General features: G+C 58.6%; 18 protein-coding genes and 2 pseudogenes. 13 read left to right on the top strand and 7 right to left on the bottom strand.

What is annotated here, in order from left to right; all coding sequences use genetic code 11:
• Position 1 precedes the first annotated feature (1 nt).
• From NW845_RS01510 to NW845_RS01495, 4 genes are all read right to left on the bottom strand, one after another.
• Positions 2–1,819 carry an NFACT family protein gene (locus NW845_RS01510; protein WP_414376486.1) on the bottom strand — a complete coding sequence of 606 codons (1,818 nt, stop codon included), beginning with the start codon at positions 1,817–1,819 and terminating at the stop codon, positions 2–4.
• A 219-nt stretch (positions 1,820–2,038) separates the two neighbouring features.
• Positions 2,039–2,653, bottom strand: coding sequence for a DUF3727 domain-containing protein (locus NW845_RS01505; protein ID WP_414365949.1), 615 nt, complete (start codon positions 2,651–2,653; stop codon positions 2,039–2,041).
• A gap of 72 nt (positions 2,654–2,725) precedes the next feature.
• A complete protein-coding gene (locus NW845_RS01500; RefSeq protein WP_414376484.1) occupies positions 2,726–2,983 on the bottom strand; it encodes a gas vesicle protein GvpG in 258 nt (85 codons plus the stop codon).
• Positions 2,984–3,120: 137 nt separating this feature from the next.
• Positions 3,121–3,510 carry a hypothetical protein gene (locus tag NW845_RS01495; protein ID WP_414376482.1) on the bottom strand — a complete coding sequence of 130 codons (390 nt, stop codon included), beginning with the start codon at positions 3,508–3,510 and terminating at the stop codon, positions 3,121–3,123.
• A 252-nt stretch (positions 3,511–3,762) separates the two neighbouring features.
• Between NW845_RS01495 and apcD the strand changes: the two genes are divergently transcribed.
• From apcD to NW845_RS01475, 4 genes and pseudogenes are all read left to right on the top strand, one after another.
• The gene (apcD, locus tag NW845_RS01490; protein WP_414362572.1) at positions 3,763–4,236 is read left to right on the top strand and encodes an allophycocyanin subunit alpha-B; all 474 of its coding nucleotides are present in this window, start codon (positions 3,763–3,765) and stop codon (positions 4,234–4,236) included.
• A 240-nt stretch (positions 4,237–4,476) separates the two neighbouring features.
• On the top strand, positions 4,477–4,962 hold the full coding sequence (locus tag NW845_RS01485; RefSeq protein ID WP_414362571.1) for an allophycocyanin subunit beta: 486 nt from the start codon (positions 4,477–4,479) through the stop codon (positions 4,960–4,962).
• A 29-nt stretch (positions 4,963–4,991) separates the two neighbouring features.
• A pseudogene (locus NW845_RS01480) lies at positions 4,992–5,990 on the top strand (chlorophyll a/b binding light-harvesting protein); the annotation flags it as partial.
• Between the two features lie 535 nt (positions 5,991–6,525).
• A pseudogene (locus NW845_RS01475) lies at positions 6,526–7,472 on the top strand (IS630 family transposase).
• Between the two features lie 380 nt (positions 7,473–7,852).
• Here NW845_RS01475 and NW845_RS01470 read toward each other — a convergent pair.
• Entirely contained in the window at positions 7,853–8,827 is a 975-nt protein-coding gene (locus tag NW845_RS01470) for a DUF726 domain-containing protein (protein WP_414376480.1), read from the bottom strand.
• A 50-nt stretch (positions 8,828–8,877) separates the two neighbouring features.
• Positions 8,878–10,656: a flavin reductase gene (locus tag NW845_RS01465; protein WP_414376478.1), complete on the bottom strand. Its 1,779-nt coding sequence runs from the start codon at positions 10,654–10,656 to the stop codon at positions 8,878–8,880.
• Between the two features lie 124 nt (positions 10,657–10,780).
• Between NW845_RS01465 and NW845_RS01460 the strand changes: the two genes are divergently transcribed.
• The 3 genes from NW845_RS01460 to NW845_RS01450 all read left to right on the top strand — a co-directional run bounded on the left by NW845_RS01460 (position 10,781) and on the right by NW845_RS01450 (position 18,798).
• Positions 10,781–13,531 carry a cation-translocating P-type ATPase gene (locus NW845_RS01460; protein WP_414364920.1) on the top strand — a complete coding sequence of 917 codons (2,751 nt, stop codon included), beginning with the start codon at positions 10,781–10,783 and terminating at the stop codon, positions 13,529–13,531.
• A gap of 151 nt (positions 13,532–13,682) precedes the next feature.
• Positions 13,683–17,591 (top strand): PAS domain S-box protein, encoded by a 3,909-nt coding sequence (locus NW845_RS01455; RefSeq protein WP_414376476.1) that lies wholly within the window; start codon positions 13,683–13,685, stop codon positions 17,589–17,591.
• Positions 17,592–17,601: 10 nt separating this feature from the next.
• On the top strand, positions 17,602–18,798 hold the full coding sequence (locus tag NW845_RS01450; RefSeq protein ID WP_414376474.1) for a response regulator: 1,197 nt from the start codon (positions 17,602–17,604) through the stop codon (positions 18,796–18,798).
• Here NW845_RS01450 and NW845_RS01445 read toward each other — a convergent pair whose 3' ends face one another.
• Positions 18,799–19,155, bottom strand: a complete 357-nt coding sequence (locus tag NW845_RS01445) for a HesB/IscA family protein (protein ID WP_414376472.1) — start codon at positions 19,153–19,155, stop codon at positions 18,799–18,801.
• A 141-nt stretch (positions 19,156–19,296) separates the two neighbouring features.
• Here NW845_RS01445 and rnz point away from each other — a divergent pair, with 141 nt between their 5' ends.
• The 6 genes from rnz (at position 19,297) to dnaN (ending at position 24,962) form a co-directional block, all read left to right on the top strand.
• A complete protein-coding gene (rnz, locus tag NW845_RS01440; RefSeq protein ID WP_414364925.1) occupies positions 19,297–20,253 on the top strand; it encodes a ribonuclease Z in 957 nt (318 codons plus the stop codon).
• 47 nt (positions 20,254–20,300) lie between these two features.
• Positions 20,301–21,173, top strand: a complete 873-nt coding sequence (locus tag NW845_RS01435) for an RDD family protein (RefSeq protein WP_414364913.1) — start codon at positions 20,301–20,303, stop codon at positions 21,171–21,173.
• Between the two features lie 90 nt (positions 21,174–21,263).
• Positions 21,264–21,458, top strand: a complete 195-nt coding sequence (gene rpmG, locus NW845_RS01430) for a 50S ribosomal protein L33 (protein ID WP_011430486.1) — start codon at positions 21,264–21,266, stop codon at positions 21,456–21,458.
• A 29-nt stretch (positions 21,459–21,487) separates the two neighbouring features.
• Positions 21,488–21,703 carry a 30S ribosomal protein S18 gene (rpsR, locus tag NW845_RS01425; RefSeq protein WP_414364911.1) on the top strand — a complete coding sequence of 72 codons (216 nt, stop codon included), beginning with the start codon at positions 21,488–21,490 and terminating at the stop codon, positions 21,701–21,703.
• A 27-nt stretch (positions 21,704–21,730) separates the two neighbouring features.
• Entirely contained in the window at positions 21,731–22,813 is a 1,083-nt protein-coding gene (gene dusB, locus NW845_RS01420; RefSeq protein WP_414376470.1) for a tRNA dihydrouridine synthase DusB, read from the top strand.
• Positions 22,814–23,609: 796 nt separating this feature from the next.
• Positions 23,610–24,962 carry a DNA polymerase III subunit beta gene (dnaN, locus tag NW845_RS01415; RefSeq protein WP_414364908.1) on the top strand — a complete coding sequence of 451 codons (1,353 nt, stop codon included), beginning with the start codon at positions 23,610–23,612 and terminating at the stop codon, positions 24,960–24,962.
• The last annotated feature ends 13 nt before the right edge of the window (positions 24,963–24,975 follow it).

The raw sequence follows: 24,975 nt of genomic DNA, 5'->3' as shown, positions 1-24,975 counted from the left end.
GCTATAGCCCTGCTGGGACATCCGACTTGGGCGCTCCGTCCTTTTCCAGGAGCAACTGAGCGCGGCTGGGGCGGCCCCACAGCACCCGCTCCTGTTTGTAGACCACCATGCCAGGGGGGGATCCCTTGGGCTTAAAGACGCACTTAGGGCGGGTATATACCACCGGCACCTGGTCGCTAAGGCGACCGCGGCTAAAATACGCCGCCAAGTCGGCAGCCGCTTGCAGATCTTCGCTTTCGGCCACAGCCCCGGGAGGCAGGCGCAGGAGCACATGGCTACCCGGGATCTCCTGGGCGTGAAACCACCAATCCTGGTCTTGGGCAAAGCGAAAGGTCAGCCGCTCATTTTGCCAGTTGTTGCGCCCCACCCAGATAGGGAAACCACTGGGGCTAGTGAAGCAATAGGGGTTGAAGCTGGCTGCAGGGGAACGTCTAGCTCCCTCCGCCTTGCTAGGACTCTCGAGGTAACCTTGCTGAATAAGCTCCGCCTCAATTTCTGCAAGGATGACCAAGTCCTGGGGATCCCGGTAGGCCTCCAGCTGCTGCAGGGCTGCCTCCACTTGCTCTAGGTAGCGGATCTCTTGCTCTGTGGCTGCTAGCAAAGGCTGGACGGCCTCCTGGGCTCGCTTTTGTTTGCGGTGCTTGCGGTAGTAGGCCTGGGCGTTGAGAACAGCGTTTTTCTCCGGATCCAGCGGGATCTTGACCATCTGGCCGCTAAAAAAGTCTGGCAGCTCCAGCGAGCTCAGCCCTGGCCGCCAGAGGTGGAGATGGGCCATGAGGAGATCGGCAGCCTGCTTGGAGGCTTCTGCTTGGGCTGAGTCGGCCAACATCTTCTCGAAGTGGTCGCGCCGCTGGCGGAGTTTTTTGAGCAGGGCGGCCAGCTTTTGCCCCAGCCGCTGTCGCTCCCGCTCAAAGCGTTCGCGGTTAAGCTGGGCTTGGTAGTAGGCTTCCAGGAGCTGGTGCAAGTTGGGCTGAGAGGGATCCCCCCCTACCACCTCGGCGCTAGAGCCCCTCCAGCCGAGAAGAGTGTACCCCTGGGAGGTGAGTGCCGGCTCAAACCGACCCGTTTCCAGGCGGGCCAGCCAGTCCTGCCACCAAAAAAACAGCGCCTGCCACTCCTGGGGCGAGAGTTGGTTGCTGGGGGTTTGGGGTGGGATCCCCGCTTGGAGGCACATTGCCTCTGCCAAGTGCCGGCTGAGGCCGCGGTAGCAGCGCAGGAGCCGCTGAGCAATAGGGCCGGGGACTAGAGCCAGGCGCTCTTGCCACTGAGAGAAGGGCTCGGCTCGCTGCGGGATTGGGTCGGTCAGGGCAGGGGGGGCTTCGTAAGCAAGTCCCGGCTGTACGGGGCGTACCCGCGATTGCCGCTCGCTTACCCCGTGGCCACAGGCTAGGATCAGGCCTGCCTCGTCCACCAAGATGGCATTGCTGTACTTCCCCATCACTTCCAGATAAAGGTGGCGCTGCGGCGGATCCCCGGGGCGAGGGCCAAAGCGAAAGTCAATCACCCGCTCCCACTCGTCCAGCAGCGCCAGCTCCGTCAGGGCCAAGCCCCGCAGGTGCCGCTGCAGGTGTTGGCTAAATGAAAAATCCTCTGGCTCCTTGGGAGGAGCCTGACAGAGGTGAACTCGGGCCGCCTGGGGATGCCAAGACAACAGCAAGCAAGGGCGGGCCCTAAGAGTGCGCAAGCCGATCACCACTGTCCACAGATCGGTTTGCTGGATCCACTCCACGCGGGCAGGCAGCAAGGGATCCCCGCCGGCCTCAGCCCCTTTTAGCTCCGCCAGTACAGCACGGAGGGTGGTTAGATCAACCGGTTGCATCCCTGCTGCTCCTTGGGATCGGGCAACGCCTGGGGAACCAAACGAGGGCCTCCTTCCATTATCTGCCGCTCCCCCAGTCGGCGCTGGCGGCAAAAGGACTCCGCCCAATCGACTTGAGCGGCAACCAAGGGGCTGCATTGGGGCAAGAGGCTTGGTACTTCCACCTTTGGGCTTTTTGGCCCAGGTGCCTTGAATTCTCAGGCAGAAATCCCGAGCTGCCTAGTCCTCGTCTTCATCGTCATATTCATCATCGTACTCCTCCTCTTCCACTGACTCGTCCAGATCAAGCAGCACAGCATTGAGTTGGTCGAACAGGGCTGGTGAGTCCTCTGGGTTCAGGAGGTAGGGATCCCCCTCATCAGGCAGGGCTACGTAGACCAGAACTGGGTCGAGGGGCGTAAAGATGCCGTACTTCTTATCTTTGTAGAAGAAGGTAGCCAGCAGTTGGAATTCCTGGGCATCTTCCTCGCTTTCGCCCAGTTCGAACACATCTTCCTCTTCCACAGGGGGCAACTCTCCCTGGACCGTTAGGATGTCAAAGCCGTTTTGCTGCAGAGTCAAGTTCAACTCCGCCAAAACGGCCTGGATGGTGGGCAGGGCAGCCTGGAGCTCTTCTGGATCCGGCTCATCCAGGATCCCTTCCATGTCCGCATCTCCGTTCACCGCTTGGCCGGGCTCCTCCTCCCCCTCCCAAACCAGCACTTTGATCACGGCGTCCACGGGCGTGGCCAGTGCATAGGTTTGCTCCTCAATGACCACCTGCCTCAGGATCTCGCATTTCAGAGGCTGGTTCTGCTCGTCGCGGAGCACTAAGGTTTCACGGGATTCGGTCATGGAAAGCAACCCAGGGTAGGAAAATGAGGTCAACCAAAGCTTATTCTCCCATGTTCTGATCCCCCGCAGAACTTAGAGATCCCCGCCAGGCCGCTCATCGGTGCTGCCGGCTTCGGCTTGGGCCAGGGCTTCCAGCGCCAGCAGGATCTCCTCTTCCCGCCGGGTATAGGTCTCTTCGTCGATTTCCCCTAGATCGAGCTGAATCTGGAGAGCGGTGAGTTCTTTCTGGAGGTTTTCTTTGCTGTCGAGTTGCGCCTCGGCCCGTTCTCGAATCTGCTCCGCCAACCACAGCAGGCTCTGCGCCGGCCACGTCAGTAATTGCCAAACCATCCCCGCGCCTCTCCTGGGATTAGGTCAATCCTAACAAGTGGATCCCGCCTCCGCCCTAAGAACCAATAACCAATGCCAGCAAGCCTGCCCCCTCTGCCCGCTCCCCCTCCGGCCTTCATCTTAGGGATCAATCCTCCCTAGCCGTTCCGAGAGTGCTTCTCGATCCAATCCATCAGCTCTTGCTCAGACGGCGTGCAGAGACACTCACCTGTGAGCGGATCCTGGGCGTGCCACCAGACCGTGCCGCCACCATCCACCCACTGGCGCACCCGCAGCTCCTCCTGGACGCTCAACACGGCTTTCAGGCCCTCCCAAAGGTGGCGCCATCTTTCAGGCAGACCCAAAACAGAGGGATCCCTGCCGCTGGACTCTGCTGCTAGTTGCCGTTGCTCCTGTTCCAGCAACTCCAGCAGGCGGGTGTTGTTGGCTGCCCTGGCTGCTTCTAAACGATGGGCCAGAGAGGCAGCGATGTTCCGCCGATGGCAGGCCCGGAAGCTAACTCTACTCGCTTCAGCAGTTGCGTTCATGAGAGATCTCCCCACCCTGACCTCTACACGCCAATTCTATCGTAGATTCTGTAGCAATAGATACGATTCAAAACCTTGGCAATCGCCCTGGTCGGTAAAGAGGGGGTCAAGGTTATTGCGGTACTAAAAGCGCAGGTCAGAGGGAATTTGTTGCAAGTAAGTTTCAATTCACAACTTTTTCTTAATAAGTGGTTTCGATCTTGAGGATCTGACTTACTTTGTTACCTGTAGAGCGTTCCTCGTCGAAAACCTATGAGCCTTGTTGCCCAAGTCATCGCGCAGTCGGATGCGGCCGATCGCTTCCTCAGCAGTGCCGAGATCGCCAAGCTAGAAGACTTCTTCAGCAAAGGTCAAGTGCGTATCCGAGCCGCCCAAAAGTTAGCAGAGAACGAGCAAAAAATTGTCCAAGAAGGCAGCAAACGTTTTTGGGCCAAATGCCCTAACACCCCCAGCAACAAGGGCAACCCCCAAAAAACTGCCCTCTGCCAGCGAGATCAAGGTTGGTACATCCGCCTAATTAGCTATTGCATCTTGGCAGGCAACGATAAGCCGCTGGAGGACATTGGCCTGAACGGTATGCGAGAAATGTACATGTCTTTGGGCGTGCCGCTGCCAAACCTGCGGGTGGCGATGAGCTGCCTGAAAGACGTAGCCGCCGGTATTCTTTCTCCGGAAGAGATGGCTTTAGCTGCTCCCTACTTCGACAGACTCATTCGCGCTTTTTGAATAGGTAAGTTGGTTCGCCGCGCTTCTGACCAGTTCTAAGTTTTACTGGAGAGCCGGTGTGTGCCACTTTTGGATAGTGAGTTTGAGGTCTAGGTTCGTTTTACAGGCTTGACCTGCGGGCTCTGAGGTGTCTTAGGTTGCAATGGAGTCCTCGGGGGGCAATGCCTGGGCAAAAGATGGTCAGGAAATGCCCAATCGCTTCGAAAAACCAGTTCCTAGATAATTCCTGGAGGAAAAGCCATGAAAGACACCATCACTTCTCTGATCAATCCTGCTGACGAGAAAGGCTCCTACTTAGATGCCGCAGCCCTGGAGCAATTAAGTCGCTATTTCCAAAGTGGCAGCATGCGCGTCAAAGCAGCCAAGATTATCAGCTCCAGCGCTAGCAGCATTATCAGCAAGACCGTTGCTAAGAGCTTGCTCTACGGGGATATTACCCTGCCGGGGGGCAATATGTATCCCACCCGGCGCTACGCAGCCTGCCTGCGGGATCTAACCTATTTTCTCCGCTATGCCACCTATGCCATGCTGGCCGCCGATCCTTCCATCCTAGATGAGCGGGTATTGAGAGGTCTGAAAGAGACTTACATCACTCTGGGAGTCCCCATCGATCGCGTCATTCAAGCCCTCAATGCAATGAAGGAGGTGCTAGCAGAAAGTCTGGACCCAGAGGCAAGTCAAGAAATGGCTGCCTATCTTGACCACATCATTGCCGGTCTGAGCTAAACGCGCCTGGACTTACTGAGGAACTACCCATGAATGCCAAGAGGATGCACCCATCCGCTTACCCCTGGTGGTCAGGTAACGCTCGATTGATCGACCTCTCCAATACCTTTATCGTGGCGCATGTGGCCCACGCAGCCTTGATCATGGCTTGGGCGGGCGGCTTCACCTTGTTTGAGCTGGCCAAGTTCTCGCCAGATTTGCCAATGTACGAGCAGGGGTTGATTTTGCTGCCCCACTTGGCCACACTGGGATGGGGGGTCGGCCCCGGTGGCCAGATCGTCAATACTTTCCCCTATGTGGCCATTGCCTCGATTCACCTGGTGGCTGCCGGCGTGTTGGCTTGGGGTGCCTACTTCCACCAAACCCAACTTTCCCCCCGCCTAGATATGGAGTTCGGCAAGGCTGCCAAGTTTCACTTTGCCTGGGATGATGCCAAAACACTGGGGATAATTTTGGGGCACCACCTACTCATCTTGGGCCTGGGATCCCTGCTGCTGGTGGCCAAGGCGATGCTGCTTGGAGGGCTGTACGACGCCACCACTGCTCAGGTGCGCCTGGTCAGGTCCCCAACTTTGGATTTTGCCACTCTTTGGAACTACCGCACCCATCTGTTCGATGTCGATAATTTGGAAGACTTGGTGGGAGGCCACATTTATGTGGCAGCTCTTCTCTTGCTGGGAGGGGTGTGGCACATCCTGGTTCCACCCTTTGAGTGGGTTAAAGCTCGCTTTCTCTTTTCAGCAGACGGGATCCTCTCCTACTCTCTGTTTGGTGTTGCCTTAGCCGGATTTACAGCCTCTTACTATTGTGGGTTTAACTCACTGGCCTATCCGGTGGAGTTTTATGGGCCAACTCTGCAGCTAAAGTCGGCCCTCACCCCCTACTACTTCGATCCCAACCAAGCGGGGGCCTGGAACTACTCCTCAAGGGTCTGGCTGGCCAACGCTCACTTCTACTTGGCCTTCTTCTTCCTCCAGGGATCCCTGTGGCATTTTCAGCGGGCTATGGGCTTTGATATTGGCAAGGTACTGCAGTCCTGGCAGCAGGCCCGGCAGGAAATGACTTCTGAAGCTGTGTATCAGGTTCAATTTCAGTGTCAACCTCAGCCAAATCCTGCGCTTTGCTATGAGCCTCCCTTCGCCGATCCTGAGCCCCTCTCAGTATCGTTGGAGAATGTCTATTTGTATCAACCGCAGCAAGGGTTTGGCTCAGGGTCGTCATCCCTAGTAAACGGTATCCGAAAAACTCTTTATCAGGTCAATTACACCCCTAGAAGATGGATCTTCTATGAGCCCGCAAAGGTAGAGAATTTCTTTCAGCCTCCTGATCTGAAGATGAACTATGGGCCGCGCAAACCGGAGATCGATGTCTCAAGGTTCTCCCAACCCGTGCCCAGCACCTTTTATGAGCCGGGCAAGGCCTAGATTTAAGCTCTAACCTAACACGGTTTAAGCTCCGGGAGAGGCGATTGCTTTTCCTGAGAGCTTTCTGTTTTGCTAGGGTTCTAAGTACAGCCTGTTAGTTTAGAACAGGGTACAGTTTCAAAAGGAAGGAGAGAAGGGGATGCCAACCCATTCTTTGGATTTACGGCAGAGAGTTGTAACAGCTTATCAGGCAGGTCAGATCTCCATCTGCCAGGTATCCGAACGGTTCATGGTAACCAAAAGAACAGTACACCGCTGGGTGCGACAGTACCAACAAACTCAGGATTTAACCCCCAAGTAAAGTTAGGTACGAAGCAAGTGGGTATTTTGGAACAACATTGACAGGAAGTGATGGCAACTATGGCAGAACACCCAAACTTCTACCTGTGGCGGTATCAAGAACTGTTGCGGGAATGCTTAGCAATTGACGCGAGTACCGTCACGATACACAATTGCTTGAAAAAGCAAGGAATGACTCTAACAAAAGACTTACCGCAGTGGGAGAGTGCAAGAAGAGGAGGTGCACAGAGAACGGCTAGCTTATAGTCAAGAAGTCAGAGATATTCCAGCAGAAGATTTGATTACCCTTGACCAGACAGGGGTGTGGGAGGGAATGGAACGGGGAGTAGCTCGGAGTTTACGCGGTCAAAGAGCCTATCATTATCGTCAGAGATATAAGGGGGAAAGCATACTGTTATTGGAGCTATTTCCTTGAGAGGGTTAGTTGGCTATTGCCTCATTAAGGGTAGGATGAGGAAAGGGGATTTTTTAGAGTTTTTGAGAAGCGATTTATGTCTGAAGCTAGAGGCGAGGAAGGTTGTGATGATGGACAACTTAAATATCGATAAGAGTCGGGAAGTTGAGGAATTGATTAGGGGGACAGGAGCGCGAATCCTATACCTGCCTGTGTATTCACCGGAATTGAATCCTATTGAGATGATGTGGTCGGTGTTGAAGCATTTTATTCGGCAGCTTTCCAGAGTTGGAAAGTATAGCGTGGAGCAGATAGTGCAGACTTGTTTACTCCTGATCAATCCATCCTGCTTCCGAAGTTGGTTTGCTAAGTGTTGCTACTGTACCCCTTGATTCTTTAACAGGCTGTAGTCAGAACTTGGGGCAGACTGGTACTGTATATTAGGCGCTACCCCTCCCCACCGCGGTGGGGGATCCCGTGCATTCAGATGAAGATAGATTGGAGCGTTAGGTGAAGCAGGGATAGGCCGTGGCGAGAGCTGCCATCACTGTCGATGTTGGTGGCCTGACCAATCGCCTACCCCGGCATCCAGGCGTAGGCTCAAGATAGCCGTCAGTTGGGATATTTATTCTTGCGCAGCCAGGCTGCGTGCCGACCACGGCAAAGCAAGCTCTTTAGCAATCTCGAGTGGGATCCCGGCAGTTCCAGAGATGGATATCGAACAGGGATCCTCTCTTGTGGCTGGGGCAGAAACCATCTGGCTTGGCATAGGCTAGATCAGGTGGCTGCTGCGAGCTTTCCAGTCCAGCTTCTGATCCAGAAGAAACTCCAAGTGAGGCAGATAGGCTTTACAGCTATGCTCTCCTGAACCGATTAGGTGAGTGGCATTGAGGTTTTCAATTCTGGGGTGAAACTCTCTAATTGGCTTGATCCCACAGGGGCTGCGGTTGAGGGAAGGTACTTTGAAGACGTAGGCCAGAACCCAATCGTCTTCGTTGTAGATGTTTACTAACTTTCCGGTGATATTTTCTACATGCAGGCTCCAGTTCTTATCGGCTTGCCTCCTAACGGCACCGCTGAGCAAGATAACATCTTTAAGACGCCGATCTGCACTCTGGGGCCAACCGCGCATGATGTAGTAGGCTACCCTTGCCCCCAAGGAAAACCCCATCAGGGTAATCTGCCTTTCCGGCAAAGCAGAGAGCAGGGGATAGGCGTACTTTAGTCCCACTTCTTTGGCCTTTGCTTTGTGGGCTTCCCAGTGGGCAAGTAGTCCTACCCCTAGCTTCAGAGGGGACAAGGTCAAACTCGCCGCGTTGGAAGCATCCCACCAAAGGTAGTACAGGGATCCCTGCCATCCGGCACGTCGAAGCGTCTCCCACAACAGTCTTTTTTCCGAAGGTTGGGTTTCACCTTCGCTAAGGAAACCGTTGATGAAAACCAGGGCCTCGTCCCACCTCAGGGAGGATTCAATGCGGATCAAATGAGGCTCATGATGGGTAACTTCTTCGAAAATATAGTCTTTAGTCCCGTCAACAATAGTTTCTGTAACTTTCTGGATGACTTCAAAAGTGGCTTGACCCGTGCCAAGAAGAATTTCTCCAGCTTTTTGGGTGGTCTCGATACCTGTACCAATGACAGTTTGCGCAGCTGACCCGGTAACCTTGCCTATATCAAAGGCGGTCTCTACAACTTTTCCGCCAATCTGGGCAAAACCTTTGAAGAACCCCTCAAGAATGTCTTGCATGGTCAATGGCACCCCCTGGGAGCTGAGACCAGCAAAATACTAGTACTATCTTACCCGCGCCGCATGGCGGTAACCCCCGTGGGATCCAGGACTTTGCCCCGTTCCACCTCGGCATAGACCAGGTAGCGATCGCCACACTCCATCCAACTTCTGACACGGCACTCTAGGTAAGCCAGGGCATCCAATAGAACCGGGCAGCCATTTTCGGCAGTAGCCGTGGCCAAACCGGCAAAGCGGTCTTCACCAGGGCGCTGGGGTCGTTGAAAGTGTCGCTGCAGGCTGCTGCTTTTGCCCTCCCGCAAAATATTGAGCACAAAAGGCGCTTGGGGACGGGTGAGCAGTTCTGCCTCGCTGTCTCTACTTACAGAAAGGGTTAGGCCAGGGGGGTTGAAGCTGGCCTGGGCCACCGAGGAGGTGAGGAAGCCGCGCGGGATCCCCTCTTGCAGGGCGGTCACCACACAGAGGGATCCCACAACCCGGCTGAGGGCCTGCCCCAGCCGATCCGCCTGAGTTTCAACACCGCCTTGGCGGGGGGCACGGGCTCGCTTGGCCTTGCGCAGGGCTTGGGCAAACTGGGATCCCGCCTCCTGACAGGCTTCCAGGACGGCGGGGGTAGGCTTGAACCTGGCGCGGATGGTGGCAAACCCCAGGGTAAAGCCGGCGTTGAGCAACTTGCTTTCAATGAGATCCACAGCTTCACCGCTCCAGCCATAGGAGCCGAAGACCCCGGCCAGCTTGCTGGTGGGAACAGAAGAGAGGATAATGCCTAGGGCTGTTTGGATCTGGACAGGGGGGTGGCCGGCCAAGGTGGGGGATCCGATAATGAACCCTTGGCAGCGCTCCAGGGCCTGGGCAATCTCTTCAGGGGTAGCCCATTCGCAGTTAATCCGCTCCACGGTAACTCCTGCTCGCTCCAAGCCTTGGGCAATGGCTACCGCCATCAGGCCCGTGTTCCCGTAGGCAGAGGTATACAGGAGAGCCACCCGCTGCTCCAAGGGATCCTCTTCACACCAAAGCTGGTAGTCTAGACGCAGCCGCCGCAGGCTGTGGCGCACCAAGGGGCCGTGGGCGGGGGCGTAGATCTGGGCGGGGAACTCCTCCAGCTTGGCCAGGGCTGCTTTTACCTGGGGCGCTTGGCTGCGGTGTAAGCAGTCGAAGTAGTAGCGGCGATCCTCGCTAAGCTGCCGCCAGTGCTCGTCGAACACCTGCTCGTCGCAGACATGGGCACCAAACAGCTTGTCGGTAAAGAGGATCCCAGTGGCTGGGTCGTAGGTGCAGAGGGCATCGGGGTGGCGGGGCGTGGGGACAGTGCGAAAGTGCAGCTCATGGCCCTCGCCTAGATCCAGGCAATCCCCATCCCGGATTACCCGCAGGCGAAAGGACTGGTCATTGCCGTAGGGAATGCCAAAATCGGCGGCCTCCTCTTCATCCCGGCTAGGAGGCGGGGATTCCCTGCCCTCAAAAGCGGCTCGCAGGGTGAGGGATCCCGGCTTAGAGCAGAGCACCGCTGCATAGGGAGCCAGCGGCAGAAGTGCCTTGAGGGTAGCGATGCGGTTGAAGTTGACGTGGCTGAGCAGGATAAAGTCCAGCCGCTGCAGGTACTGGTGCTGGGCCAGCTCCTCGAGAAAAATGTCTGTAAACGACTCCCCCGGCGGATCAATGAGCAAGGTCTGCCGGGCCTGGATGAGGTAACTGTTGGCCGTGGTGCCCCGCTGCCGGGCGTATTCCAGCTCAAACTTGAGGCGATCCCAGGTGCGAGAGCGGAGAACCAAGGTAGAGGGGCCGATAACGGCCACTTGAACATCGCGAGTGGGAGTTTTGCTCGCCATAGCAGTCTCCAGGGGGCCTCTGTCCCCACCTTGCCACGAAACTGGGGAAATGGGGATCCCTTTTCCTCTATGGAAAGCTTCGAGAGCTAACGTAGAATTTGTCCATTCCCTGGAAGTGTTTGCGATGGCCCAAGCTTCTGGATCCGCCGCTGTTTCTACTCCTGCCTGGCATAGTCTTCCTCTTCCCGCTGTTATCCAGAAGTTGCAGACCGATCCCGATTCTGGCCTGACTACCCAGCAGGTGATCCAAAGGCAGCGGGAATTCGGTCCCAACGAGCTGATCTCCACTTCTGGCCGCAGCGCCTGGCAGCTCTTTCTCGACCAATTCCGCAACGTCATGTTGCTGATGCTGATTGCCGTGGCGGCGATCTCAGCCCTTTTGGATTGGCAAAAGAGAGAGTTTCCTAAAGACGCCCTAGCCATTTTGCTGGTTGTAGGTCTCAATGGCCTGCTGGGCTACTTGCAAGAAAGCCGGGCGGAAAAAGCGCTGGCGGCCCTAAAAAAATTGGCCTCCCCCAGCGTGCGGGTGCAGCGGGACGGGCTGTGGCAGGAGATCCCTGCCAACCAGTTGGTGCCAGGGGATCGGGTGCTGCTGGAAGCAGGGGTGCAGATCCCAGCCGATGGGCGCTTGGCGGAAGCGGTGAACCTACAGGTGCGAGAGGCGGCCCTGACCGGAGAGGCGGTACCGGTTACCAAGCAGGCTGATTGTGTCCTCCCCGAAGACACAGAGCTGGGCGAGCGGCGCAACATGGCCTTCATGGGCACCGAGGTGCTGCAGGGGCGAGGGATCCTCTTGGTTACTGCCACCGGCATGAACACGGAGCTGGGCAAGGTGGCCAGGCTGCTGCAGACGGTGGAAAACGAGCCCACCCCCCTGCAGCGGCGCATGAGCCAGTTGGGCAATGTGCTGGTGTCGGGATCCCTGGCCTTGGTGGCGCTGGTGGTGATCGTGGGGCTGCTCCAAGCCGGGAGCATGGCGCCTTTTGCCTCGCTGCTGGAAACTTCCCTCAGCATGGCCGTGGCGGTGGTGCCGGAGGGGCTGCCGGCTGTCATCACGGTTACCTTGGCCATCGGCACCCAGCGCATGGTGCGCCGCAACGCCTTGATCCGCCGCCTGCCGGCCGTAGAGACCCTGGGATCTGTCACCACCATCTGCTCCGACAAGACCGGCACCCTCACCGAAAACAAAATGGTGGTTACCGACATCCTCACCCCCGAGCGCCACTACCACGTCAGCGGCAGCGGTTATATTCCCAAGGGATCCTTCTACTGCGGCGGCCAGCCCATCGATCCCCAGCGTGCCCCCGATTTGCAGGCCCTTCTCAGGGCGGTGGTCTTCTGCAACGATGCCCTGTTGCAAGCCAATCTCTCAGCCCAGCGCGGCGCTGCCCCCACCTGGTCAATCCTGGGGGATCCCACCGAGGCCGCCCTGCTGGTGGCTGCCGCCAAGGCCAACCTGCAGAAAGCCTCTTTGCAAGAGCAGCACCCGCGGGTGCAGGAGATCCCTTTTAGCTCGGAACGCAAGCGCATGAGCGTGGTGGTGCAAGAGGAGGGCAGCTACCGCATCTACGTCAAGGGATCCGCGGAGCTGGTGCTGGAGCAGTGCACCTATATCCAGAAAAGCGGAACTTGGCAGGCCCTCTCAGAAGCCGATCGCCAGGCCATTTTGGGCGCCAACAACCGCCTCGCCGGCCAGGGCATCCGGGTTTTGGGGGTGGCCACTCAGCAGTTGCCGCGGATCCCGGAGAACCTGGAGGAGATCGAGCGCAACCTGGTGTGGCTGGGCCTAGTGGGCATGTACGATCCCCCTCGGCCCGAAGCGCGGGAAGCGGTAGCCCGCTGCCGGCAGGCCGGGATCCGCACCCTGATGATTACCGGCGATCACCAACTCACCGCCATCGCTATTGCCCGCGAGCTGGGCATTCTCGACTCCGAGAACCAGGCCATTGATGGGCGCACCCTCTCCCGGCTGAGCTTTGAGGAGCTGATGGAGACGGTGCAGAAAGTCAACGTCTACGCCCGCGTGGCTCCCGAACACAAGCTGCGCATCGTGCAGGCCCTGCAAAAGCAAAACCAGTTTGTGGCCATGACCGGCGATGGCGTCAACGACGCCCCTGCCCTGCGCCAAGCGGATATCGGCATTGCCATGGGCATCACCGGCACCGATGTCAGCAAAGAGGCCAGCGACATGGTGCTGCTAGACGACAACTTCGCCACCATCGTAGCGGCCATCGAAGAAGGGCGGGTGGTCTACAGCAACATCCGCCGCTTCGTGAAATACATCCTGGGCAGCAACATCGGCGAGGTGTTGACCGTGGCTGCTGCACCCCTTCTAGGCCTAGAGGACGTGCCGCTGACGCCCCTGCAGATCCTCTGGATGAACTTGGTAACCGACGGCCTGCCCGCTCTGGCTTTGGCAATGGAGCCAGCAGAGCCAGGGGTGATGCAGCGCCCCCCCTTCAACCCCAAAGAAAGCATCTTTGCCCAAGGGCTCGGCGCCTACATGGTGCGCATTGGCGTCGTCTTTGGCTTGGCGACGATCCTCATGATGGCGATTGTGGAAGCCTACATTGTTCACTGGCGCACGATGGTCTTCACCACCCTGTGTATTGCCCAGATGGGCCATGCGCTGGCGGTTCGCTCTAATGACAAGCTGACCATCGAGCTCAACCCCTTTTCCAACCCCTACCTGCTGGGGGCGGTGCTGACCACTTTGCTGCTGCAGTTGGCCCTGCTCTATGTGCCCTTCCTACGCGACTTTTTCGGGACAGAAGAACTGACCCTCACTGAGCTGCTCATTTGCGTCGGCTTTAGCACAGTAGTGATGGTCTGGGTAGATCTGGAAAAACTCTACTGCCGCTGGCGCCCCCGTTAAGGCTAGCTTCCATGGTTTCCTCCTTTGCCAAAAGCTTTTTCCCAGGGCAGGGTAGGGCAGCTTTTTTCCGCAACTTAACTGAGCGATTCTGCGGAAGCCAGAAGATAAGCTGGAAGCAGCCGCCACCAGAAAAGAGCTGGGGATAGAGATAATGCTGCCGGGCTGGGCCAGCTTTACGCTTGGGGGGATTGTTTTGGTTCTCGGAGCACTTCTAGGGCTTGGCTGGCTCCGGCGGCGGATCCCTCTCTTTAAGAGAGTTTTCAAGCTCATTTTCAAGGGAGCGCTGCCGACTTCCAGCCCAGAGATCCGTTTCCGCGCAGCACTGGAAGCCAGCCTGGATGCCATCTATCTCTTGGAGGCGGTGCGGGATCCTTTTACCGGCGAGATTGTGGATTTTGTCTTCGTCGATGTCAACGCCAAAGGGGAGGAGCTCATTTCCCGCCGCCGGGAGGAGATCCTCGGCCAAAGGCTGTGCGAGCTGTTGCCCATCAACCGCACGGCTGGCTTTTTTGAAAAATACAAGCGGGTGGTGGAAACCCGCATCCCCCTGGAAGAGGAGTTTCCCATCTCCGGCCAGCCGGGCTTGCGGGCCCGTTGGATCCACCACCAGGTGGTGCCGGTGGGGGACGGGATCCTGATCACCAGCCGCAACATCAGCGAGCAGGTTGAGCGGGAGCAGGCGCTGCAGGAAAGCGAGTCCCGCTACCGCGCCCTCTACGAGGCAATCCCGGATATGGTTTTGGAGATCGCTGCCGACGGTCGCATCCTCGACTGCAAGCCGCCCCGCTACTTCGCCACTCTGCGCCCCCCCGAGGACTACATTGGCCGTCGGCTCCAGGAGATTTTGCCTGCTGCGTTGAGGGAGCAATGCGAGGTTCTGGGAAGGCGGGCTCTGGCCAACCAGAGCGTCGAATACCTGGAGTACGAGATCGAGCTGCCAGGCGGGGTGCGGCAGTATCGCAGGGCCTGTATCGTTGCCCACGGCAGCGAGAAGCTCTACGTCTTGGTGCGGGACATCACAGAGCGCAAGCAGGCCGAGCTGGAGCTCAAAGCTGCCGAGGAAAGGCAAAGAGCTATTTTGGCGGCCATCCCGGATCTCATCTTTCACCTCGATAGCCAGGGCGTTTGCCTGGGAGTGAGCTGTGGGGGGGAGGTGCGGCCCTACGGCTTGCCAGAAACTTACCTGGGGCGCTCACCCCACGAACTCCTGCCCCCAGACCTGGCGGAGCGGCGGCTTGCCTATATTCGCCAAGCCCTGGCCACCCAAACCCTGCAGCGCTACGAGCAAAGCCTGGAAATCGATGGCGAGGTGCGCCACGAGGAGGTGCGCATTGCCCCTCTGAATGCGCAGGAAGTGGTGCTCATCATTCGCGACATCACGGAGCGGGTGCAGGCACAGCAAGCCCTGCAAGAGAGCGAGCAGAAGTTCCGCGCCCTGTTTGAAAATGCTGCCGTGGCCATCCTCATTCGCCATGCCGAAACGGGCGAGATCTTGGAGGCTAATCCGCGCGCCCTTGCCGCCTATGGATTTTCTAGCCTGGAGGAGCTGCGGGCCTTCGACGTTTTGGAGCAGTCCCCCTATCGCCAGGCCCTGCAGGGAAGGGGGTTCTCGCTGCAGCCTCACCTGGAGCAAGCTCGCTCTCAGGGATCTGCCCGCTTTGAGTGGCACTGGCAACGGCGGGATGGCCGGGAGTTTTGGGAAGACGTCTTCGTCCAGCCGCTGGTGCTGCGCGGGATCCCTTGCTGGGTGTTTACCGCCGTCGATATCACCGCCCGCAAGCAGGCCGAAGCAGAGCTGGAGCAATTCTTCTCGGTAGCTTTGGACTTGCTCTGCATTGCCGACGAGCAGGGGTATTTTCGCCGCCTCAACCCTGCTTGGGAGACTGTTCTGGGCCGTTCCCTCGAGGAGCTGCAGCAGCACCCCTTTTGGGAATGGGTGCACCCGGAAGATCTGCTGGCCACGCAGAAGGCGATGCAAAAGCTGCTGCAAGAAGGACGCCTGGATGGCTTAGTCAACCGCTACCGCACCCAAGACGGCAGCTACCGCTTTATCGAATGGCGCGCCTCTCTGGCGGGATCCCTGGCCTACGCCGCCGGGCGGGACATCACCCTGGCCAAGCAGACGGAAGAGCAGATGAAGGCGGCTATGGAAGCTGCCGAGGCGGCCAACCGCGCCAAGAGCGAATTCTTGGCCACCATGAGCCACGAGATCCGCACGCCCATCAACGCCATCATGGGCATGGCCAGCCTGTTGCTAGATACCCCCCTGGATCCGCAGCAGCGGGATTGGGTGCAGACCATCCGCTACGGCAGCGAGGTGCTGCTCAGCCTCATCAACGACATTTTGGATTTCTCCAAGATCGAGTCTCAGAAATTGGAGCTGGAGGAAACGCCCTTTTCCCTGCCCCAGCTCATGGAGGAGCTCTTGGATCTCATGGCCGCCCAAGCCCAGAGCAAAGATCTGGAGCTGGTGGCCTGGGTGGATCCCAGCTTGCCAGCCAGCCTGGTGGGGGATCCCAACCGCCTGCGCCAGATCCTGGCCAATCTCCTCAGCAACGCCATCAAGTTCACCCCGCAGGGAGAAGTGGTGGTAAGCGTCGAGGCCCAGGAGCAGTGGGTGAGCTTCCAGGTGCAAGACACCGGCATCGGCATCCCGCCGGAAAAGCAGGATCGCCTCTTCAAGCCTTTCAGCCAGGTGGACAGCTCCATCAGCCGCCGCTACGGCGGCACGGGCTTGGGCTTGGCCATCAGCCAGCGCCTCTGTCAACTGATGGGCGGAGAGATCTGGGTGCAAAGCCAGCCGGGCCAGGGATCCACCTTTGGTTTCCGTGTCCCGCTGCGTGTTCCGGATCCGGCCCTCTTGGCAGCCCCAGCCCTCGATGCTGCTCTAGCCGGCAAGCGGGTTTTGTTGGTGGAAGACAACGCCAGCCAACGGCAGCTCCTGGCTCGCCTGCTCCAGGCTTGGGGGATGCAGGTAACGGCCTGCAGCTTTGCAACAGAAGCCCAAGCCCTGGCCAAGGCCCAGACTTTTGACCTGGCCCTGGTGGATACCAGCCTGCCTGACGGCGATGGACTGGCCCTGGCCAAGGCTCTGCAGCAGGAGCAGCCCCCCCTGAGGCCTTTGCTGCTGGTGGCCCGCAGCGCGGCTCTGGCAAGCTCTGGCTCTTTTCCTGCCCTGAGCAAGCCGGTCAAGGCCTCGCAACTGCGGGCTCTGCTTTGCCAGGAAAAAGTGCCTGCCGTTACTTCCCCCTTGGAGCCCCCGCTGCCTTTGGCCAGCCGCTGCCCGTTGCGCATCCTGGTAGCCGAGGACAACCCCGTTAACCAAAAAGTCATCCGCCTAATGCTGGAGCGGCTGGGCTATCAGCCGGACATCGTGGCCAATGGCCTGGAAGCCCTGCAGGCGCTGCAACTGCGCGCCTACGACCTGGTCTTGATGGATCTGCACATGCCGGAGCTGGACGGCCTGGCCGCCACCCGCCGCATCCGCAGCGAACTTCCCCCAGATCGCCAGCCACGCATTCTTGCCCTCACCGCCGATGCTTTCCTGGAAAGCCGTGCTGCTGCCGAGGCCGCCGGCGTCGACGGCTACCTGACCAAGCCCCTGCAGCCGGCTGTGCTGGAGCGCGCTTTGCAGGAAATCTCTTCTTCTTGCACGGAAGAAAAACCGGAGCCAGCCTTGGATCCCGACACCCTGGCCAGCCTACGCAGCATGCTGGGATCCCCCGAAGACTGGCAGGAGATGGTGCAAACCTACCAGCAAGACAGCCAGGCCCTGCTGGGATCCCTGCGCCAGGCTCTGGAGCGGCAAGATGCCCAAACCGTGGCCCAACTGGCCCACCGCTTCAAGGGCAGCAGCAGCACCCTGGGGGCCAAGTCGCTAGCTCAGATGTGTCAGGAGCTGGAGAACCTCTCTCGCCACCCCTCTCCCGCTTTTGTAAACTGGGATACCCTGAAGCAGGCCTTGCAACGGTTGGAAGCCGAGTACCAGCGAGTTACCCTGGAGTTATCGGCTGCCGCGTCTGGGCCTTCTCCTGTTGCCAGTACCCATGCAGAAGCTTAATGCCAAGCCTATGTCAGATCGGCGGGGAGGGAGCTTCTCTGGAGCCGAGGAAAAGCCACTGCTGCTGATTGCCGACGATGATCCCAGCCAGCGGCTTTTGGCTCGCTATGCCCTGGAGCGGGAAGGCTACCAAGTTGTAGAAGCGGACAGCGGCTTGGCTTGTCTAGAAGTCGTAAGCCGCCATCAGCCGGACATGGTGCTCCTGGATGCGGTGATGCCGGATCTGGATGGGTTTGAGTGCTGCCGTCGCCTCCACGCCCAAAACCCCGACATGCCAATTTTAATCGTCACCGCTTTAGAAGACGAAGCCTTTGTCAGTGAGGCCTTTGCCGCCGGTGCCAGCGACTACATCCCCAAGCCCATCCACTGGTCGGTTTTGAAGCGGCGGCTGCGCCACTTGCTGCAAGCCAACCAGGCCCAGCGCCGTCTGCAGCAGCTTAACCAGGAACTGGAAGCCAAGGTGCAGGAGCGCACCGCCCAACTGGCCTGCCAGGTGGCAGATCTGGAGCAGCTCAACCGCCTCAAAGACCACTTTCTGGCCACGGTCTCCCACGAGCTGCGCACGCCTTTGACCAAGATCAAGCTAGCCCTGGAACTCCTGGGCCGCACCCCCCTCAACGAGAAGCAGCGGCAATACCGGGACATTGCCCTGCAGGAGTGCGAGGCCGAAATCCAGCTCATCAACCGCCTATTGGATCTGCAGGGCCTGGAAGGGAAAGACCTGGGCTCTGCCGTTGCAGCTATTGACCTGCCCCACCTCTGGCACAGCTTGATCGAGTCGGCGCAGCAATCCACCCAGGCCCGCTCCCTCACGCTGCAGGTGGGGGATCTGCCCCCCTCCCCCTGGCGGTTTTACAGCCATCCGCAGCTCCTGACCCAGATCCTCAAAGAACTGCTGGACAACGCCTGCAAGTTTACCCAGCCAGGTGGCACGATCCGTATAGGGGTTCAGCCAATCCCTGGAGGGGTTGAGTTTAAGATCGGCAACAGCGCTCAGATCGAGCCGGAACATCTGCCCCGCCTCTTCGAGCGCTTCTACCGCGTGCCCACTGCGGATCCCTGGGCCCAGCCAGGTAGCGGCCTGGGGTTGGCTTTGGTGAAGCAGTGGGTGGAGCATCTCAAGGGCCACGTTCGAGTCAGCAGCGAGGACGGGTGGACGTGTTTTGTACTCCGCCTGCCCAGCCTAGAGTCGTCCGGCAGGATGTGATCAATGGCCGACGGCAGCGGCAGTTTCGGCGGTGGCAAAGGAAGTGCCGCAGCCACAGCTAGCCACCGCGTTGGGGTTCTTGAATTTGAAACCGCCCCCCAACAGATCCTCGGAAAAGTCGACGGTGAGGCCCTGGATCAAAGTCATGCTCAAGGGATCCACTGCCACGCGGAGCTCGCCAAAGTCAAAGGTATGGTCATCAGGGTTGGCCTGGGGCTCGAAGTTCATCACGTAAGAGAGGCCAGAGCAGCCGCTGGGCTTGACCCCCAGCCGTAGGATGGGCTGGGATCCCTCTTTCTCGTACTTGCTGCGCAGGCGTTTTAGCTCTTGGATGGCGCTCTCGGTCAAGGTGATCATGGCGGGAAAGCTGACACTTACTTTTCATCCTAACAAGGGTTTTGGGCCGTCTTTTCCCTGCGCGCGGCAGGAACAGTTGATAAGCTAGGGATCCCATTCCTTCAACTTTACCGTTCTGCCCTTGTGACGGATCCCAACGCCATTCGTGTTACCTTCTTGGGCACCAGCTCCGGCATGCCCACCCGCCAGCGCAATGTCTCTGGCGTGGCGGTGCAGTTTCCGCAGCGGTCGGAATGGTGGCTGTTTGATTGTGGCGAGGGCACCCAACACCAACTGTTGCGGCTAGACGAGCTGCGCCCCAGCCAGTTGCGCCGCATTTTCATCACCCACATGCACGGGGATCACATCTACGGCCTGCCGGGGCTGTTGGCCTCCTGTGGCCTGGGCAGTACCCCCCAGCACATCGACATCTACGGCCCCCCCGGCCTGGAAGAGTACCTGAAGGCGGTGCTGCGCTACAGCGAGACGCGGATCCCCTATTCCTTCCGGGTTCACACCGTAGAAACAGGTCTCATTCTTCAGGATCCAGAATATTGGGTTTTTTGCGCGCCCCTGGATCACCGGGTGCCCGCCTTCGGCTACCGCGTGGTGGAACAGGATCGGCCAGGCACCTTTAACGTGGCCAAGGCTCAGGCCGACGGGATCCCGCCCGGCCCCCTCTACGGCCAGCTCAAGGCCGGGCAATCCATCTTCTGGCAGGGCCGCCACTTCCACGGGCGAGATTATGTGGGGGATCCCATCCCAGGGCGCAAGTTCTCCTACTGCACCGACACCATCTTCTGCCGCAACGCCGTCGATCTCTCCCGTGCTGCTGACCTGGTCATCCACGAGGCCACCTACGCCGAAGCGGATCGCGAACTGGCCCAGCGCGCCAAGCACTCCACTGCCGCCATGGCCGCGCGGGTGGCCGCCGAAGCCAAGGCCCAGACCCTCATCCTCACCCACTTCAGTCCCCGCTACACCCCCGAAGCTCCCATCACCCTAGAAGACTTGCTGGCGGAAGCTCAAGCGATTTTTCCCAACACAATTCTGGCCCGGGATCGGATGACCTACGCGATCCCGCGCCGCAGCCCTGCTCCCCTGCCGGTGGGGGTCTAGACCCGCCTTGCTAGCTAGAATGATAGGACTGACAGCCTCAACCTGCGATGACGGATCCCAGACCCTATCCTGAACGGCCTCCATTTCCAGAGCGGCCCAAAACTAAGCAACTGGATCAAAACGCCAGCGAGTGGCAAGCTTTCAGCGCCTTGCCCCCGGCAACCTCCTTGCCTCCTGTACAAGCAGAGCGACCGGCTTCCCAAGCAGCCAGCTCGCCCCAGGCCGAGGAAAACCTGCCCAAACTGGCCCCCTGGGGCAAACGGATCGGGGCCTTTGCCCTGGATTTTGGGCTGGGGCTGGGGGTCTCCTACCTGGCGCAGGGCTTGGCTTCTCTGGTGGGAGCCGATGCGGGCGCCGTGGACATGACCGGCTACATCGCCTTCTTCGCCACCTGGCTGGTGAACCGCGGCTACTTCCAATCCCGCCCCGCTGGCCAAAGCCTTGGCAAATGGCTGCTGAACCTCAAAACCTTGGATCCCGAAACCGAGGCCCCACCCCACCTGGTTCGCTCCCTGGCCCGCGAGGGGGTGCTCTCCCTATTTGTGCTCACGGAAGCCCTGCTGGTGCCCCTGGCGGCCGATGGGCTGTTTGCCTTCTTCGACAAGGAAAAACGCCAGAGCATCCACGACCGCGCCGGGCGCACCCTGGTGGTGGAATCGGAGCAGGGTTACCACTTAGATAAGAAAGCCCTGCGGTTGCTGCAGGACATCCTGGAGGGAGACGCCGCCGAGGACGTCAAGTCCGCTGCTCGCGAGCTGTTGCGCCAAGCTCAACGCAATGAGGCAGTGCGCGATCTTTCCCAGCAGATGCAGCGCCTGAGCAAGGACGTGGATCGAAACACCCGCAGCCTAAGACAACAAACCGGCAAGCAAGTCAAAAACTGGGTTGATTCCGTCAAAGAAAAGTTGGATAATTGGTGATCGCGCTTACGAGGTGAACCCACCTCCAGCCTCAACCCCTGGGGTTGGGGGTTCTCAAGTGCTTTTACTTCCTCCACCTTGGGATCCACTATGGCCAAAGCAAAGGGTGCTCGCATCATCATTACCCTGGAGTGTACGGAGTGCCGCACCAACGTCAATAAGCGTTCTCCAGGGGTGAACCGCTACACCACCACCAAAAATCGCCGTAACACCACGGCCCGCTTGGAGCTGAAGAAATTCTGCCCCAAGTGCAACCGCCACACCGTCCATAAAGAGATCAAGTAGTTCAAGCCGCTTTACCGTTCTCCTGACCTATGGTTTACGCTCGTCGCCGCCTGTCTCCCATCAAGCCGGGAGAGCCGATCAAATACACCGATGTTGAGCTGCTCAAGAAATTTGTAACCGAGCGAGGCAAAATTCTGCCCCGCCGCATCACCGGCCTGACCGCCAAGCAGCAGCGGGAGCTGTCTACTGCCATCAAACGGGCGCGCATCCTGGGTCTTCTTTACTTTGTCAACAAAGAAGGATAAGTTGCTGGTTGCTTTCTCCGGATCCCGATGAGCCTGCAGCTTTCGCCGCAATTGCAAGCTCGAATGGCCCAACCCCTTGAGATTGGTGGGGTGAAGATTTTCAGTCGTGTCTTTCAGGCACCCCTGTCGGGAGTAACCGACAAAGTGTTTCGGGGGCTGGTACGCCGCTTTGCCCCGCAAAGCTTGGTCTACACCGAAATGGTGAACGCGACGGGGTTGCACTATGCCCGCGAGCTACCCCGCATCATGGAAGTGGGCGAGGGGGAGCAGCCCATCGGCATTCAGTTGTTCGACTGCCGACCCCACTTTTTGGCGGAAGCAGCTCGCATGGCGGTAGATGAAGGGGCGACCTTGGTAGATATCAACATGGGCTGCCCAGTAAACAAGATTACCAGAAATGGCGGTGGCTCTGCCTTGCTGCGGGAGCCAGACACAGCAGCCCGGATTGTGGAAGCGGTGGCTAAGGCTGTGTCCGTGCCCGTAACGGTGAAAACTCGCCTGGGTTGGTCGGATCAGGAGATCAACATCCTGGATTTTGCCCACCGGCTGCAGGAGGCCGGAGCGCAATTGCTGACTTTGCATGGCCGGACACGGGCTCAGGGGTTCAACGGCAAAGCCCGTTGGGATTGGATTCGCCGCGTCAAAGAGCATCTGCGCATTCCGGTAATCGCCAATGGGGATATTTTCTCGGCCGCTGCAGCGGTGAAGTGTCTGGAGGAAACCGGCGCCGACGGCGTGATGTGCTCCCGCGGCACCATGGGCTACCCCTTCCTAGTGGGGCAAATCGATTACTTCCTGAAAACCGGCCAAGAAAGACCAGCTCCTACCCCCCTGGATCGGATTCAAATGGCTTTAGAACACTTGCGAGGCCTCTGGGAGTATAAGGGAGAACGTGGCATCCGTCAGGCCCGCAAGCACATGACCTGGTACATCAAGGATTTTGCCGGTGCCTCTCAGTTTCGCGCCCTTCTCTGCCGCATCGAAACCTTGCAAGAAGGGGAAGCCCTTCTACTTCAGGCCATGGAGCGCTGCCAAGAGGCCCCGCTGCAGCCGGAAGAAGTAACTGAAGACTCAAACTCCGAAATTGAGCAGGGGATCCTTTTGCCCTAACGGCTGGGCAGTAGCCAATTGACCTTTGACTGCCGTTTGCAAACGGTTGTTTTCATCTTGAAACTCATCTTGAAACAAGGCATCCACGCTTCTGGAGAAGCGACCCTGTCTGGCTATGGGCAGTTGAGCATAGGCAAACTGCCCTGGCTGAAGCTGAAGTGACAGTAACCTTGCCAAACGGGAGCTCGCGACCAGCAGCTTCCGCCGCACCTGAGCTCGATGCGGACTTTTGGTCTGGCGGGCCCAGCCAGCCAAAGGCTGCCATGGTTTTCCCAAGCAACCTGTGGAAAACCCGTGGAACCCCCCAAAGGCCGCCCCCAGCCTTCATAGGATCCCCAGGCCACATCTAGAGCAGTGGGATACTAGATTAGGGCATCCTACACCGGTTGTGTGTTAAGTTTTATGAATTTGTCAGGGAATAACAACATTTTTATCCTCTCGGCCTGTGGAAAACTTGTGGAAAACTCCAAAAATCTGTGGAAAACTTGTGGAAAAACCCCCCGAGTTATCCACAGAGTATTTATACCTTGTGGAAAATTGGCCAAGTTATCCACAGTTTTTCCACAGGTGGGGAATACGATCAAAAGCTTGTGGCGCAAGGCTTTTCCGATCAATTTCCACAGTTTCCACAGCCCCTACTACTACTAGATCAAAAAATTAAATTGGGTAGGGATCGTGGTTTTTAACTTTATCCTGCGCGCGCGAAGAAAATTTTTTTGCAAAACTCGTCTGGGCAGGGAGGGATCCGTGGGAAGCAGGCGGTGTAGGATAGGCATATTCAGCTCGCAAGTCCCCAATGGTGCAAGCTCAACGTCCTGTGGATTGGGAAGTCGAAGCCAGCTCGCCCGCGTCTGCCCCGCGCGACGGCAGCTCTGGGTATCCCTTTCCCGTCAACGGGACAGAGTCTTTCAGCGAGGCTGTCGATCTACCTGCCGGCGGTCTTTGCTTCACCTGTGAGCAAGCTGCGCTCAGCCATCACCTTGCTGCAGTTAGCCGAGCCGTTGCCAGCCGTCCTGCCCTGCCGGTTTTGGCCAACGTGCTGGTAGAGGCAAGCGCAGAGGCACAGCGAGTTGCTCTGACGGCCTTTGACTTGAACTTGTGCATTCGCAGCGAGTTCGAGGCCGAGGTGAAGGGATCCGGTCGCACCACGCTGCCGGCCAAGCTGCTCAGCGACATCGTCAGCCGCCTGCCCAGCGGCCCGATCGGTGTTAGCCAAGCTCCGGAGAGCGCTGCTGTGACCCTTACATCGGCCGCCGGACAGTACCAGCTACGCGGCATGCCTGCGGAAGAGTATCCCACCTTGCCCGAGATAGCGCTCCGCACTGCCGATGCTGAGGAGGAGAGCTTGGCCGCCCAGATCCTTGAGCTGCCCATCGAGAGCTTGCTGCAAGGGATTGGCCAAACCCTCTTTGCCGCTTCCGGTGATGACACCAAGCAAGTGCTTACGGGTGTACATGTCAAGCTCTTAACCGGGGATCCGCCGCGGCTGGAGTTTGCAGCCACCGATGGACATCGCCTGGCGATGGTTCAGGTGGAGGCCGAAGGGATCCCAGTTGATTTGGCTGCTGGGGGGACAAAACTGGATTTCACCATTCCCGCTCGGACTCTACGAGAGGTGGAGCGCATCCTCGCTGCCCAGACGGCCGCTTCTGCAGTGGAACTGCGGTTTGACCGGTCGCAGGTGCAATTTATTTTGGGCGCCGGCGGCACTCAGTGCCAGCAGCGGATTACCAGCCGCCTTTTGGAGGGCCAGTACCCCGACTACAACCGCCTGATCCCGCGGCAATTTGAGCGGCATGTAACCCTGGAGCGTCGGCCTTTGATCGAGTCCTTGGAGCGGGTGGGGGTGTTTGCTGCCCAGCGGAACGACATCATCAAGTTCAACCTTTCTGAGGCAACCCAAACCCTACGCATCAGCACCGAGGCGCCCGATGTGGGCAGCGGCGAGGAATCTCTGCCGGTACAGATGTCCGGCCCTGACCTGGAGCTGGCTTTTAATGTGCGCTACCTGCTGGAGGCCCTTAAGGTGTTTCATACGCAGCAGGTGAGCCTGGAGCTGAACGGCGCCACTCAGCCGGCCATCTGGAAGCCAATTGGAGCGACGCGCCTCTGCTATTTGGTCATGCCGGTTCAACTGCGGGCTACCTAGCCCACCCAAGCCC

This window comes from Synechococcus sp. H60.2, from assembly GCF_047462315.1.
Classification (GTDB): domain Bacteria; phylum Cyanobacteriota; class Cyanobacteriia; order Thermostichales; family Thermostichaceae; genus Thermostichus.
This window is presented reverse-complemented; position numbering and strand designations above follow the sequence as displayed.